Raw genomic sequence first — 15,100 nt, 5'->3', positions numbered from 1 at the left:
TACATTAAATGAATGATCAAAAATAGTTTACTTTCTACACTACTTTCGTGTCCAAATAATTAAGGGGGCTAAAAAGATACCGCTGATATATCTGATATCCGCCGATAAAACCCGATTTCCCCCGAAATTACATCAAGTTCTCTCATTCTCATTCCGCATCAACAAGGAATCATCTCGCACCTAAACCGTCTTCTTCTCAAACTGTGGCCCTAAATAAGCCCCTTGTTCCAGCAAGGAATTCTGAATTTGTTTCACATCTGACTTACGCGGCAGCTTTCCTTCTTTTGCACATAGAGCAGCTGCAGTTCCCGCTGCTTGACCGATTGCGATGGCAATTGGCTGAACGCGAAGGGCAGAATGGGCTTCATGTGTGGCAGAGATAGGTCTTCCTCCAACGATGAGATTGTCGATATTCTTTGGAATGAGTGATCGATATGGGATATCGTACCATTCCCCTGGTTTTAAGTGTTGCAGCAAAGTTCCTTCCCCCGCAGGGTTATGAATATCAACCGGATAGGAACCAAGTGCCACAACATCATCAAACTTGCAGGCGTTTAGCAGTTCCTCTGCGGTTAACTTGTAATCGCCAATCACTCTTCGTGATTCTCTGACTCCGATTTGTGGAGCAGTTGTTTGCAGGTATGCATTTTCAAAACCGTCGACATGCTTTTTCAGGAAGGAGACAAATTCCTGCACTTGTTCCCGTGCTTCAATTTCTGCCGCGGTTAGTTCCCATGGATTTGTTGCATCCTTTAGAATAACACGGGTTTGATTAAAGTGAATAACCCCTTCTTGATTGGCATAGAACCATAAAACATTTTCACGTGGGCATTTTAATTCCCCGCGCTTTTTGGCTTCAATATATAATTCGGTCATTCCCTCGCGGCTTGGCATGCGATCAATATCGACATTGGCCATGCGGAAATTCAAGGTCATCGGCTGGCTTAAGCTGTCCACTTCACGGCCCTTTTCGACAGTAGCACCTGCTAATGCGGATAAATCGGCATCACCTGTTGTGTCCACATAGATTTTTGCTTTTAAGTCCATTAAACCTGCTTTATTGGCAACACGGATCGATTGGATATTTCGCTTTGAGTCATCCATTTGCGCATTGCCTAAGAAGGTATGGTACAACAGTTCAACCCCGGCATCGAGACAAAGATGCTCTGCAACGTATTTTAAGGCCTCAGGATCAAAGGCTGTTTTTTGTTTCGGATGTCCATACATGCCAAGCTCTGACATGCCGTCAATTAATTCCTGCAGCACGCCATAAATAATTTGTTTTGGACCAGCTGAATAGGTCATCCATGGATTCACCATCATCGCAGTTCCAGCTCCCCCAAGGAAGCCATACCGTTCAATTAACAGAGTTTTTGCTCCATTTCTGGCAGCTGCAACAGCTGCGGCAATTCCACTTGGTCCTCCACCGGCAACAATGACATCATATTCAAGATTTGACAAGATCATTTTCCCCTTTCCTATGTTCATTTTTACTTACAGTGACCGAAGCCTCGGCCATTGGATTTCAATACCATGTTGAGCAATCAGCTTTTGAAAATCTTCCAGGGTTTCACGGTTATTTCGAACTGCCCTCGGCTCCATGTTTCCATCTATACAATAAGCGGCTAAATACCCTGCGGACTCTCCAATATTCCATTCAACCGGATGCAAGCGATAACAGCCATTGGTGATATGGGTGACACCAAGGTTTTTACAGGCAGGCAGCAGATTTTTCACTCTGATTGGAATGAGACTTCCTAAAGGAATTTGAAACGGATAGCTTGATATATCAATATAGTTTCGATTCCCTGTACTTGGATGCAGGTCAATTCGATAGCTGCCAATTCCAACTGAGTCGAAGAAGATTTCTGAACTGTCTTCTCCCCTTGCATCCGGACAAACATGCTGCTCTAACACCGTGAATTCTGCTTTAATCCTCCGAGATTCCCGAATATACGGGTATTTTGCCAGGCCATCCTCTGTTCCGAATAGATCCTTGCGCAAGCGAAGTCCCGGGTAGCCTTGTTTTCCATTAGGCCTTGGTGCTTCGGTTTGCATCCAATAAAGCAGGGAAAGACTTAATTGCTTTGCTCCCTGCAAATGCTTCTGTCTTTCTTCTTCACACACCTCAAAGACTGGGCCTAGCCAATAATCATTTTGCGGCCAGTTGACAAGGGTCGTATCACTGACAAAGGTTCCAGGTGCAAAATTCTCTTTATCTATGATCCTTCGATATAACCACCATGATGGAAGATTTGTTTCCGGAAAGAGGGTGAAATGCCTTGGTTCCAGTGTAATATGATGCGGAACCGTCCAGCTAAAATGCTTATTTGGCCAAAAGCTGGCTTGATAGTTTCTCCAAAACTCATAATTCTCGGGTTTTGGAATCGTATGATCTTCCCCTTCCACATAGTCCATCGCAAAGCAATGAGTAATCGCCTGCATATCCAGTGGATCCGCTTCACCTGCTAATGCATGGGGCTCACCTGTCTCTTTTTGAGACTCGGAGCCTGTCACATATTCTACATTTGCTAACGGCAAGAGATCTCCGCATTCTGTGCCATCAAGGAAATAGGTGCCAGTCAATGTCATTCTTGTTCCTGTAACTGAATTCTTTACTTGCACAGATAACACGGTATCTCCGTTTACTTCTGCTTTTTCGGGAAGATAATTTGTAAAAATTTTCACCTGACCGCTATGAACATAGGGAGCTAACATCTCATGTATCACCGCAAGTGCAGCTCTTGGTTCATGGCAAATCCTGCTTACGTTTCCGTTGCCCGGATTGAGAAAGAGGCTTGCGCTTGCCTCCGTTGTCAGCGGAAAATTTCGCCGATAATACTCTCTGACACGGTTTCGAAATTGGCGGTAACTCTGTGTACATCCGAATTGTTCAATCCATGGATGCTCATCAGGAGGAACTCCCTGGCTTGTCAATTGCCCGCCAATCCAATCGGTTTCCTCTGTCATAATGACCGTTTTTCCCATTTTTGCGGCGGCTAATGCAGCTGCACAGCCGCCAGAACTTCCGCCAATGATCACGATGTCGGCCTTCATTTCCTGATTCATGGTACTCTATCACCTTCTGCTCTATATATTAAGGAAGGAAAACTAATTCATGTCATTTTCCTCCCTTTGATCACGATTTACTGTCCAACAAACTCTGAAATTTGATCGGTAGCTGAATCTAAATAAGCCTTATAATTATAGGTACCTTCCAACGTGCTGATAAATTGATCGTATTCCTCTAATGGTCGGTTTCCGTAAATGAATTTCACGATTTCTTCATTAATATAGCGTTCCGCATCTGAAGCGACAAAGCCTTCAGGCAATGTTATTAAGCTATCATAGATTTCAATCCGCGGCTGTTCGATCGCGAAATCAATCTGCTGCTGGGCATAGCCGAATTTCGATGCTAGATATTCAGCGTTCGGGCGTCCTGTCAATTGGAAGTAGTGGGAATGCTCAACTCCTTTAGGATCAGTGATTTCCACTTTATCGCCATTCATCTTATAGTTTTTGCCTTCTTCACCATACATCACAAGAAGATTCCCTTCTCTTTCCGATACATAGTTAAATAGTTCTAAAATCTTTTCAAGTTTTTCTGGTTCTTTTTCAAGAGATTTTGGTAATGACCACATTCTTGAAACCGTGGCAACATCATAAACGCCATCCAAATTTCCGCCAGGACCCGTTGGTGCTTTGATTTGAATCCATTCTGCCTTCGGGTTTACTAATTTTATTTCCTCTTGATTTTCCTTTTTCGCAATATCTGTCCAAGAATGATAGATTAAACCATATTGGCCTTTGTAAATTTTATCTAAGTGCTGTCTGCCTGTGTTGGCGATTAATTCGGGATCGACAACACCTTCATCAATCATCCCTTTAATAAAGGCAAGCGCATCCTTCATGGCCGGGTCGTAAAGGGAATTGACAACCTCACCATCCTTGATGTAGAAATTCCCAGGAGTCCCCACACCGAACGCACTAAATACACCTGTAAAGCCTGCAAGTCCACCGCCGGTTATTCCGTACGTATCATTTTTTCCGTTTTGGTCAGGATCATTAAAGGTAAAGGCTTTGGCTACTTCTGTGATTTCTTCGATTGTCGTTGGAACCTTTAATCCTAAGTTATCAAGCCAATCCTTCCGTACCCACCATGTGGAAAATGGAACATCTGGTATCCTCGGAATACCGTATTGCTTGCCATCAAGATTTCCTTTTTTGAAATTATCCTCTCCTGCAAAGGTAACAGAAGGCTGAAGTTTTTCCATATAAGGTGTTAAGTCAAGAAGCATGCCTTTCCGCCCGTATTCCGCCATGCGCTGACGATCCTGTGTGAGGATGATATCAGGGTAATTACCAGCTGCTAACCGGACATTTAATTGATTAAAATAGTCTTCTTCACTTGCTAGTGCCGTTATTTTGATCTTAATTCCTAATGCTTTATTAAGCGCTTCGGCAATTGGGTCCGGATCTGGAAATCCTGTCCCGGACATCGCAATTTCAATCTCCATCGGTTTATTCGAATTGACTGAATCCTGTTCTTTCTCACTTGAGGTTTTATTTGAGCTGCAGCCCATGACAAACATACTTACGAAAAGCATCATGATCAAACTAACCAATAATGATTTTTTCACATTTGTTCCTCCCCTTTTATATTCATAAAAAACACCTAACCTTTTATTGAGCCAATCATGACCCCCTTTGTAAAATGTTTTTGGATAAAAGGATACACAACAATAATTGGCAAACTTGCTACAATCACGGCAGCCATTTGCAACGTTGTTGTTGGAACATATTCCTCGAGCATTTGCTCAGGATTTGTTGATTGCATTAAAATGTTTCGGATAACCACCTGCAGCGGATATAATTCCGTATCGGTGATATACATGACTGCTTGGAAAAATTCATTCCAATGCCCAACTGCATAAAATAACCCAACCGTCAGTAAGACTGGCAATGACAAGGGCATGACAATTTGAAAGAGGATTCTGAACTCCTTCGCCCCGTCAATCCGTGCAGAATCAAAGAGTTCATTCGGAATATTTTCAAAGAAGCTTTTCATAATCAGTAAATTGAAAGCACCAACAGCATTTGGGATGATCATCGCCCACACTGTGTCTACCAGACCTGTATCACGGACAACGAGGTAGGTCGGAATAATTCCACCGCTAAATAGAAGGGTAAATACGACCAAAAATAAGAAGAAGTTTCGGCCTGGCAAGTTTTTTCGACTTAGAGGATAAGCCATAAATGTTGTTAAAAACATATTGACCAGCGTTCCAACTACTGTGATAAAGACTGTGATGCCGAATGCTTTCACAATCTCATTTCCTGAAAAGAGCTGATGATATGCCTCTAAAGTGAAGCTTTTCGGGATAATGATATAACCACCGTTTTTTAATACTTCTCCATACGGAGTGACTGAAACAGCCAATACATATAATAAAGGGAACACACAGACAAGGCCGACAATCCCTAAGATAAGATAAATCACCGCATTAAAGATGCGATCCTCAAGCCCTCTTACCAAATTCCTCCCCCCCATCTCTTCGCTAATCGGTTCGCACTAAGGACCAGGACGAGACCAATGATTGATTTGAATAATCCGACTGCTGCCCCTAAGCTGAAATTCATTTGCTGCAGACCGACACGGAAAACCCATGTGTCTAAAATATCAGCGACCGGATAGACCTGAATGTTATAAAGAATATAGATTTGTTCAAATCCCGCTTCCATAAACTTTCCTAAATGCAGGATGAACAGCAAAATAATTAAATTGCGGATCCCAGGTAGGGTAATATGCCAAATCATGCGAAGCCTGCTTGCTCCGTCTACTCTGGCAGCTTCATAATACTCAGGATTGATGCCAGACATCCCGGCCAAGTAGATGATCGCACCCCATCCAAGATTTTGCCAAATGTCTGAGCCGACTAGGATGGTCCGGAACCAGTCTAGTGATGTTAAAAAGTTGATGGGTTCGATTCCCAAACCCTTTAACCATTGATTCAATAATCCGGAGCTCTCGGACAAAAAGGCGATTAAAATCCCGTAAATGATGACCCAAGATAAAAAATGCGGCATATAGCTTAAGGTTTGAATGATCCGTTTATACCAAAGAAAGCGGCACTCATGTAATAACAGGGCCAGAAGGATTGGCGGAACCATTCCAAAAATGAGCTTATATAGGCTGATTAAAAAGGTATTGGTTAATAACTGTGAGAAATATGGCGAATCATAAAATTCTTTAAAATGCTTGTACCAAGGATCAGCCCAAGCGCTTCCCATGATCCCATCCATGATGTTAAAATCCTTGAACGCAATCACGACCCCGTACATAGGGATGTACTTGTAGATGATGAAATAGATGAGACCTGGCAGAAGCATAAGATAAAAGGCATTATGTCTCCAAACGAGCTGAAAAATAAGTCGCATCTTTGTTTCTTTTTTTGGATAAACTGTCTTTTCGGTTACAGTATTTAGGTCCACGTCACCACCCGCCTTTCAGTCTTTTTCCTAATTCGCCATTTAAGGCAATTCTAGTCATTGTTGCCCCTTTTTGATGTAAACCCTTACATTTATTTGGTGAACGAATCATCCCCTTCCAGTTGTCTTACTAGTAGTATAAAAGTCAGGAAATTCTTTTTATATACACAAAATCGGTAAAAATGTACGATATGTTACAATCATGAATGGTTTAGTGAATCATTTTCGTTAAGTCTAAAGTTGGATCCTTTACTGTTCCATCACTTCCGCTGGGGATGGAGATTTTGACAATCGTTCCTACGTTTTTCAAGCTTTTTACCCGAATTCCATATCGGCTGCCATATGAAATGCGAATTCTCTCATGAACATTCACCATCCCAATACTGTTAAAGCCCCCTGTCACCTTTCTTTTAACCGATTCATTAAGAAGCTGATTGACTTTTTCTTGTTCCATGCCAACCCCATTATCGCGGATATACAGCTTTAACATTCCTTGTGAGATCATTCCTTTAATCGATATTTCTCCATTCCCTTCCTTTGTTGAAATTCCATGAAATATCGCATTTTCCACAAATGGCTGTAACGTTAACTTAGGAATCATACAAACGAATGCTTCTTCGTCTACGGCAACACATAAGGTGAATTTATTGCCATATCTCATTCTTTGAATGTCAAAATACATTTCAACACTTTCTATTTCCTCTGCTAACGAAACCATTTCTGAGCGTTTATCAAAGCTAAAGGATAAAAGGCCGACAAGAGAACGGATGGTCGCCCGCACTTCCTCTATTTTATTCTGCCTGGCTAAACTTCCAATACAAGCTAATGTATTGTACAGAAAATGCGGTTTAATCTGGGACTGAAGCATTTTAAATTCGTACTCTTTTTTCAGCTCTACCATCCTTGCATTTTCTTTAAAAAGAAACTGAATGCGATCAATCATCGCATTATAGCTTCTGGCCAAACTCCCTATTTCATCAGACCTGTTCATTTCGATGCTGGACATATTTTGCAAGCTTGTGACGGTATCCATCTTTTTCGCTAATTTTCGAATTGGTTTCGTCAAGTATCGGCTTAACATAAATGTACTGATAAAAAGAATAACAACTAATAAAACACCTGCCTTTTTAAAATTTTCATTAAGGATATGAACATTTTCATAAAATACGTTTTCGTCGATGAGGGAAATAAGACTCCAGCCTAAGCGGTTTTCATCCGATTTAACCGAAACAAGTAAAAGGTTTTTTTCGGCTAAGTCATGAACGCCATTCTTTTGGTTCTTTATGCTTTGGATAAAGGATTTACTAGGCTTTCTTGGATAATCGGATAAATCCTGAGGGATGTTTGATTCTTTTTTAATATCTGTTGAAACGATATTTCCAGACGATGTAAGAATAATAAAGGATTGATTTTTATTTAAAAGCATAGGAGTAAGCTTGCGAGACAATTGTTCAAGGTCAATTTCAATGACAACCGTGCCGATAAAGGTATTTTTGTTCTTTATTGGGCTGACAAAAGCGACTGTATTGCCTGCTGAAAGCGGCGAATGATACGGCTCGCTCCAATTGATTCCTCCATAGTTTTTTTGCGAAAGCTGATATAAATAAGAAATTTGCGGATTTCCTAAAATTTCATAATAAACCTTATGGCTGGAATACACCTTACCATCTGTGCTGATCATATAAATGGCATTGATTAATGATGAATTAATATCCGCTGTTGTTCGTAATTCGGTATTGATTGCATCTTCATTTTTCGTTAGCAGCAATGCATCCTTCATCGATAAATCCAACAAAATGCTTTGGATGTTTTCTAAGTACGAATTTAAAAACAGGTTTGTGTTTTCCAGCAATTTTTGAGAATCATAGATCACTTGGTTTCGAAATAGTTTTACAGAATCCTGTTGGTTATTCCAAATCAATGTCACAAATATCATTAATGTTGAGATGAACAAAAAGATAAAATGCTTTGTCGCAATACTCAGCCGATTCGTGAATTTCATCTGCATCACCGTTTCCTAAAGTCTTTAGGCGTTAATCCGGTCCATTTTCGAAATAACACGGAAAAATAGCGATAACTTGGAATTCCTATTTCTTCCGCCACTTCGTACACCTTTAAATTTGAATGTTTGAGTAAATGAATGGCCTTCTCCATACGTAAATCCGTCATAAACTCATTAAATGATTTTCCTGTTTCCTCCCGAAAAAGTCGGCTTAAATAATTCGGACTAAGCCCCACCTCTTCAGAAACAGCGGAAAGCGTCAGCTGGTCTCCAAGATTCTTTTCGATGATGTCAATCGCTTTTCTAATTTCAAAGCGATGCTTGTACTCAATGTTATCGTTTGTATTTAGTTCCCTCGTTAAAACGTGAATCATTTTTGATAAGCTTGTCGCTTCTGCCAATTCTTGACTCACCTCCACCTCAGCTATCTCTTTTACCTCTTTCATCCAGTCCATTCTCCACTTAGCTACAATTCCTTTTATCTCATCTGGACGAAATCGGTTTTTCGTGCACCAATCATAAAAATCACGCTGGAGGAAATCTGTCAGCTTTTTACGATTGTATAAAAGCGCTTTCAATTCCTTTTCTATTTCTCTAGCCTTTTCGTTGGTCAGTGAGTGAAAAGCAAATTGATCAATAAGCGCTACTTTCTGCTGGATCTCATAAAATCCGTAATGAGAACAATGATTCATTTCTTTTAATCTACTTAAAAGTTCTTTTTCTTCCAAAACAGAGTGGCTTATAAGGACAAACAAATCAACTTCAGAGTTTATGTATGATACTTGTTGAAGAATTTCGTTTTGCAAAAAGAAGCGAATGTCTTCCAATTGCTTCGTCAGTATGGAAAGGTCGTTGGAAGGATCTTTTAAGAAAAGATAATACTCTCCTGGTTTAGATAGGAGCCAAATAAATCGCTGTTTTTGCATTTGCTCTAATTCGCTGAGCAATTTTTGTAAAGCACGATCTAAGAATAGGACATCCTCTAATGCGACTCTTACAACTAGTTTCGCCATACGAAAAGGAAACGATAGAAGAATCCCTGCAGATTCCATCTCCGAGATAAATTGATTTGTTGTCAAAGAGCCTGCATGCAGATATTGATTAAATATGTCTGATTGCTGGAAGCGGAGCTGATCCCTTGAATTCTTCTTATGTAATTGTTCACGTATGATGACCTCTCGTGCTTTATTAAGAACAGATGCTAATTCTTCCTCTCTCCACAGCACTTTCACCAAATAATCGAGCGCACCAAGTTTTATCGCTTCTTTGGCATATCGAAAATCGCTATAAGCAGTCAACATAATGATTTGCACCTCAGGAAATTGACTTTTAAGCATATGTGCGAGCTGAATGCCGTCCATCTTTGGCATCGTAATGTCTGTAATGACAACATCCGGAACAAATTCTGTACAAAAATCTAGTGCTTCCTCACCATTTTCTGCCTCCCCTACTAATACAGCACCATGTGACGCCCAATTAACTAATCGTAATTCTTCTCGAATCGGGACTTCATCATCTACAATAAGGACACTCAACATTTGCGATTGCACTAGCCTTCACTCACCTTCTATTTGATTTATATTGATTATTCTAGCTATTTCGTTTTTTACCTTTTTAACATTTATTTCTATATGTATAGAAATGAGCTTCTCATCATAGTAATCTAGTTATTAGCATCCCTATTAAATATAAGGAGTGTTTTAAATGAAAATTTCCCTAAGCATGTGGAGTGTTCACCTATATTGGTTTGAAGGAAAATGGACGATCACCGATTTTATTGATTTTGCCGGAACGACAAAAGCGGAAGGTGTTGAACTATTAAGTATTTTTTGGCAGGATCAAAAGAAGGAATTGCCTTTAGTCGAAGAAGCTCTTAATCGAAATCAATTAACTGTATCCAGTTATGCGGCTTGCAATAATTTTGTGACAGCAGATCCGAAGACATTCAAGGAGCAAATCAAAGAGGTTACGGATGCCATTGATATGGCGACTCATTTTGGAACTAATATTGTAAGGGTTTTCGCTGGAGATCTCCCTTCTGATGGGTCCATTACCTATGAGAAAGGGATCAAATTTGTTTTGAAAGGACTTTCTGAATGCTGCAAATACGCCGAGGAAAAAGGCGTTTATCTATGCATTGAAAACCATGGTTTATTTGCTGGAAGAAGTGATCAAGTCATAGATATCATCAATAAAATAGGTTCACCAATGCTAAAAAGCACGTTTGACACAGGCAATTTCCTGCTTGTTGACCAGAATCCAAGTGAGGCTTTACTAGAGTTAAAGGAATATATCCAACATGTGCATGTTAAGGATTTTATGCATTCAGAAGTTAGGCAAGACAGCAATACGTATCAAGCGTTATCCGGAAAATTATTCCTTGGTAAAATTCCTGGAGACGGTGAAGTAGAGTTAGCAACGATTATTGATGGATTAATTCGCAACCATTATTCCGGCTGGTTTGTTGTGGAATTTGAAGGTGCTGAGGAACCGTCAGAAGGCTCTGTTTTGTCAATGGATTATGTGCACCAACTTGTATCTAGAGCTTGCTCAAGGAAGAAAACGGAATCAGACATATAAAGAAGTTAACAAAGACTTGTCCGCATTGACGAGTCTTTGTTGCGGGATTCTCCGATAAAACTAGTAGGTATACTTCTGTTTTATAAAAATCATACTGGCTGTCTTGTCTAGCCAATAAGCATGCCTTAATACTGACAAGTTGCAGAAGAAGTTCAGCAAACTTTTGATCCATGGATTGTACCCTCTTAAAAATTTCTTCCCGTTCATTTTCTAGCTAAACTTTTACCGCTTGATCAGTTACCGTATAAGTTTAAAAAGACCATTCTGTTTAAGATTACTCAATAAATCTTTCACTTTTCTATTAAAAATAATGTGCTCGTTTTTTCTTCCGATAAACAGAATAGCTCTGCCAATACCTTTATTTTTTTCTAATAGATTAAAATTGCATATGTTTACTAAGACTTTATTGCCAATTAATACCACTAAAGCATTTAATACTAAATGACTTCAGGCAGAATTACCAAGGTTTAATTTTTTACGGATAATTGCAATACAAAGCAGTATTATTGGCACAATGATTTGTAACGGCACAAAAAAATAGGGGATAAGATAACCATATGCAAAATTCAAATATTCAAGAAAATTTGTTACAAATATTAATGATAATGGAGGAATAATGGTCCCTAATCCTAGTAGTACCGATTTAGTATGATGTAACTTACCTAATTGGGAGATTGCCACAGCAGCCGCAAATGTACAACCCCCAACTTTAAAAAATACCCCAGATACCATCATTAAAATAACCAATGCATCAAATCGTTCAAGGAAGTCGGCAATAGAAACCATTTGAGTAGCTGTAAGAAAAGGAAAAAAATTATCAGCATAAATTTCCGGACCTAATACAGACAAAATCAAAATTGAATTCAATGTAAGGATTAACCCACCAACTAAAATGACAGCCATGCCTGCCTTTCTAATTATTTGCTTGTTATTTACATATGGAGTAAACATCATAATGATAATCGCTTCTCCAAAAGGAAAGTTTATAATACCAGGGTAAACCTCTTTCAAAATTGGTTTAAAACCATTGCCTATTATAGGGGTAAGGTTATTTAGATTAAAATCCTCCACACTTAATAATAACATCCAAAGAACTATCAATGATATAAAGTATATTGGGAATACCATTTCTCCCATTCTTACAAATGCTTCAACACCACCACGCAAACAATAGATTATTAACCACATAAAGCTTACGATTACAACTACTGTTGGAGTTTCAACTAACATTGTAGAAGAAATTAAATCTCCGAAATCACGACAAACCGTTGCTGCTAAAAAAATAAAGTAAAAAATATAAATCAAAATAATTGGATAAGAAAGGTATTTTCCAATAATTTTTGGTAGCATTGATATGAATGTATCATTGGGATAATAAAGTGATAATTGTGTAAAAACCCACATTAGAATCAGACCAAAAACCATACTAATCATAATCGCTAACCATGCATTCTGCTTTGCTCCTGACCCTATTCCCAGAATAATCGCGGATCCTAGTTCGAATCCCACTATGACATAAAAGAGCTGAAGACCACTTATTTTTTGTTGTTTCATAACTGTCTCCCTAAAGGAAAAACCTCTGTTTTTTAAAAACGTGAAGAGAACTGGAATTCTATGACTTATATTATTTTTTCCAGAGGAGAACGCGTTATACGTATATATACTAATGCTACTAACTCCAGTCTGGTTTTGTAAGGAAATTGAAAGGGGTAATTAAAGATGATCACTTCTTTTTTACTATTTTTCATTACTGTCCTGTTCCCATTCAAAAAGGATTGAGAAATTTATTTTCATAGCAGTGTATGTGGATTAAATATTCTGAAAATACGCAAAAAGCTTACTCTAAGAGTAAGCTTATCCTGAATAAACACTAGCACAAGTTCCAGCTTTTGGTTCATAATAACAATGATTTTTAAATTGACCGGCAAATGGTTGATCGTACCATGTTGGAGGGCATGGAGCATATGGATTAAAATACCAAAGAGCAAATTTTCCTGGATGTTGTCTCCAAAACTCCAAATTCTGTCTTGCCAATCTTTTTTCAGCTTCTCTTGCTCTTTGATAAAATACATTTCCTTTTTGAACAGCTTCAAACGAAAAATTTCCTCCTTGTACTTGAAAAATGACTTGTCGAATCGTTCTTAAGTCTTTAAAGTCTAAACAATTTGCTACAGCACGATTAACAATAACATTTCCAACATATAACATTCCCAGTTTTCCTTCACCTTCGGCTTCTGCTCTCATCATCCTTGCCATTAAGGCAACGTCCGAATCCCGGTAATTTACTCTCGCCATTTTTTCACCCCAAAAATATAGTATGAACAAAAGCCCACATTGATGTCATTGTTTATTAAATAAGCATTCCTTTTAGTAAGATAAAAACTTCTGTTTTACACCTCTATTCAATATTCTTCCTTAGCCATTACATATAAACCAGCAGCGATTGCAGATTGGTTACATAGCAGAATGTTTCTCCAATTTATCTGTATACTTCATAACAAATATCACAAAATATTGTTAAAATAACGAACGAAAACATTGGAGGGTATTTAGTTTGGGGATTTTTGGGAAAACAAAAGGAAACACCTTAACAACTGCGGAAGTTTCCGCTCTTTGGCTTCAGTATATGGGTGATAGTATGGCAATATGCATGTACAGGTATTTCCTTAATATCGTTGAGGACAAAGACATAGAACAAATAGTAAAATTTTCATTACAGTTAGCTGAAAGCCATATCTCGAGAATCACAGAATTCTTAAAAAGTGCTAATTTCCATGTTCCAATCGGATTTACAGAAAATGATGTGAACCTTGCTGCTCCTCGTCTGTTTTCTGACGAATTTTTACTTTTTTACTCCTATATTATGACGATACATGGATTAACTGCTTATAGCTTAGCGATAACAAATTCTGAACGACAAGACATTCAAGATTATTTTTTTGACTGTACGGCAACAACTAAAGAATTATTCCAAAAAATCGTGGAATTGGCTAAAAGTCAACCAAAGTTTTCTAGTGTCCCTCACATCCCTTCACCTTGTGAAGTAGAGTATATCGATTCTACTGGAATCATCTCTAACTTAATTGGAGACAAAAGACCGCTTAATAGTTCTGAAATTAGCACTCTGTTCTTTAATTCAAAGAAAACCGGGTTTGTTAAATCATTAAGTTTGGCTTTTAGTCAAGTGACAAAACATGAAGATGTTCGAGATTTTATGTTAAAAAACATTAAATTAGCAGGCAAAGATGCCGAAAGCTTCGACGCTATCCTGCAACAAGATCATTTACCGATTCCTGAGAAGTGGGATGCTGAAATTACAGATTCTGTTGTAAGTCCATTTTCAGATAAATTAATGATGTTTCACGCGGCGTTTTTAGTAAATGCGGCTCTTTCATACTATGGTGCTGCATTAGGCTCCAGTTTAAGATCGGATATTATTTTAAACTACTATAAAGTCTTTACTCATGCAATGGAGGCAGGTACATTTTGTTACAAAATTATGGTTAAACATGAATGGTTAGAAAAACAACCGGAAGCGATTAACAGAATAGCCCTGGCACAAAGTTCAAAAAAATGACTACTTTTTTATAGATTGATCTTCCTCCCCTGCTAATTTGGAATAAAGCTGAACGATCGTATTATATAGGAAGGCAAACAGCTAATCATGAAGGGATTTTTTCATATGGCGGCCAATAGCAAAGTTCATTTTAATGTATATGAGGTTTTAGGATATAGGCGAATAAAAATTATTTACAGAACCCGCCAAAAAAGAAAGCTGCCTCATTTGGCAGCTTAAACGTGGAATACCGTAAAATACATTTTTATTTAGGATTTTCTTATTAAAAATCCTTAGTTTACCAACTATAAGCAACCTCATATCTATTAAATGATTGCCGAAGAGTGGGGTGTTCTATGGAGACCACCAAATTCTTTTTACACCCTTATTTTAATAAACTCAACTTTCGCACAAAGAAAATGAGTGTTACTCGTTGGTTGTATTGAATTTAGGTTATATCAATTATGGTAGTT

General features: G+C 38.5%; 11 protein-coding genes. 2 read left to right on the top strand and 9 right to left on the bottom strand.

The genetic code is table 11. From position 1 onward, the window contains the following. Positions 1-180: 180 nt before the first annotated feature. From Q1B07_RS23805 to Q1B07_RS23775, 7 genes are all read right to left on the bottom strand, one after another. Positions 181-1,461: an FAD-dependent oxidoreductase gene (locus Q1B07_RS23805; protein ID WP_299094554.1), complete on the bottom strand. Its 1,281-nt coding sequence runs from the start codon at positions 1,459-1,461 to the stop codon at positions 181-183. Positions 1,462-1,494: 33 nt separating this feature from the next. Continuing rightward, a complete protein-coding gene (locus Q1B07_RS23800) occupies positions 1,495-3,069 on the bottom strand; it encodes an FAD-dependent oxidoreductase (protein ID WP_299094556.1) in 1,575 nt (524 codons plus the stop codon). A gap of 77 nt (positions 3,070-3,146) precedes the next feature. Further along, complete coding sequence (locus tag Q1B07_RS23795) at positions 3,147-4,640, bottom strand: extracellular solute-binding protein (RefSeq protein ID WP_299094558.1); 1,494 nt, start codon at positions 4,638-4,640, stop codon at positions 3,147-3,149. Positions 4,641-4,675: 35 nt separating this feature from the next. Further along, entirely contained in the window at positions 4,676-5,536 is an 861-nt protein-coding gene (locus Q1B07_RS23790) for a carbohydrate ABC transporter permease (protein WP_299094559.1), read from the bottom strand. Beyond that, positions 5,530-6,438, bottom strand: a complete 909-nt coding sequence (locus tag Q1B07_RS23785; protein WP_299094574.1) for a sugar ABC transporter permease — start codon at positions 6,436-6,438, stop codon at positions 5,530-5,532. The genes Q1B07_RS23790 and Q1B07_RS23785 overlap by 7 nt, the downstream gene beginning before the upstream one ends. 262 nt (positions 6,439-6,700) lie before the next feature. Then, a complete protein-coding gene (locus Q1B07_RS23780; protein ID WP_299094561.1) occupies positions 6,701-8,497 on the bottom strand; it encodes a sensor histidine kinase in 1,797 nt (598 codons plus the stop codon). Beyond that, on the bottom strand, positions 8,497-10,041 hold the full coding sequence (locus tag Q1B07_RS23775) for a response regulator (RefSeq protein WP_299094564.1): 1,545 nt from the start codon (positions 10,039-10,041) through the stop codon (positions 8,497-8,499). The genes Q1B07_RS23780 and Q1B07_RS23775 overlap by 1 nt, the downstream gene beginning before the upstream one ends. A 154-nt stretch (positions 10,042-10,195) precedes the next feature. Here Q1B07_RS23775 and Q1B07_RS23770 point away from each other — a divergent pair, with 154 nt between their 5' ends. After that, positions 10,196-11,071, top strand: coding sequence for a sugar phosphate isomerase/epimerase (locus tag Q1B07_RS23770; RefSeq protein WP_299094566.1), 876 nt, complete (start codon positions 10,196-10,198; stop codon positions 11,069-11,071). A gap of 447 nt (positions 11,072-11,518) precedes the next feature. Here the strand turns inward: Q1B07_RS23770 and Q1B07_RS23765 are convergent, their stop codons facing one another. Together Q1B07_RS23765 and Q1B07_RS23760 are read right to left on the bottom strand one after the other, a co-directional pair. Continuing rightward, positions 11,519-12,625: an endospore germination permease gene (locus tag Q1B07_RS23765; protein ID WP_299094568.1), complete on the bottom strand. Its 1,107-nt coding sequence runs from the start codon at positions 12,623-12,625 to the stop codon at positions 11,519-11,521. A gap of 300 nt (positions 12,626-12,925) precedes the next feature. Then, positions 12,926-13,366: a cell wall hydrolase gene (locus tag Q1B07_RS23760; protein WP_299094570.1), complete on the bottom strand. Its 441-nt coding sequence runs from the start codon at positions 13,364-13,366 to the stop codon at positions 12,926-12,928. Between the two features lie 259 nt (positions 13,367-13,625). On the opposite strand from Q1B07_RS23760, the gene Q1B07_RS23755 reads away from it, so the two are divergent. Continuing rightward, positions 13,626-14,648, top strand: coding sequence for a DUF3231 family protein (locus Q1B07_RS23755; protein ID WP_299094572.1), 1,023 nt, complete (start codon positions 13,626-13,628; stop codon positions 14,646-14,648). The last annotated feature ends 452 nt before the right edge of the window (positions 14,649-15,100 follow it).

The sequence above is a fragment of the uncultured Metabacillus sp. genome (assembly GCF_947503125.1).
GTDB lineage: Bacteria > Bacillota > Bacilli > Bacillales > Bacillaceae > Metabacillus.
Note: the sequence above shows the minus strand (reverse complement) of the source record. Positions and strands in the feature narration are given on the sequence as shown.

Excerpts from the sequence above, each read along its gene's own strand:
- Q1B07_RS23785 (WP_299094574.1), bottom strand. The coding sequence starts at position 6,438 with ATGCGACTTATTTTTCAGCTCGTTTGGAGACATAATGCCTTTTATCTT.
- Q1B07_RS23800 (WP_299094556.1), bottom strand. The coding sequence starts at position 3,069 with ATGAATCAGGAAATGAAGGCCGACATCGTGATCATTGGCGGAAGTTCT.
- Q1B07_RS23760 (WP_299094570.1), bottom strand. The coding sequence starts at position 13,366 with ATGGCGAGAGTAAATTACCGGGATTCGGACGTTGCCTTAATGGCAAGG.
- Q1B07_RS23765 (WP_299094568.1), bottom strand. The coding sequence starts at position 12,625 with ATGAAACAACAAAAAATAAGTGGTCTTCAGCTCTTTTATGTCATAGTG.
- Q1B07_RS23770 (WP_299094566.1), top strand. The coding sequence starts at position 10,196 with ATGAAAATTTCCCTAAGCATGTGGAGTGTTCACCTATATTGGTTTGAA.
- Q1B07_RS23780 (WP_299094561.1), bottom strand. The coding sequence starts at position 8,497 with ATGCAGATGAAATTCACGAATCGGCTGAGTATTGCGACAAAGCATTTT.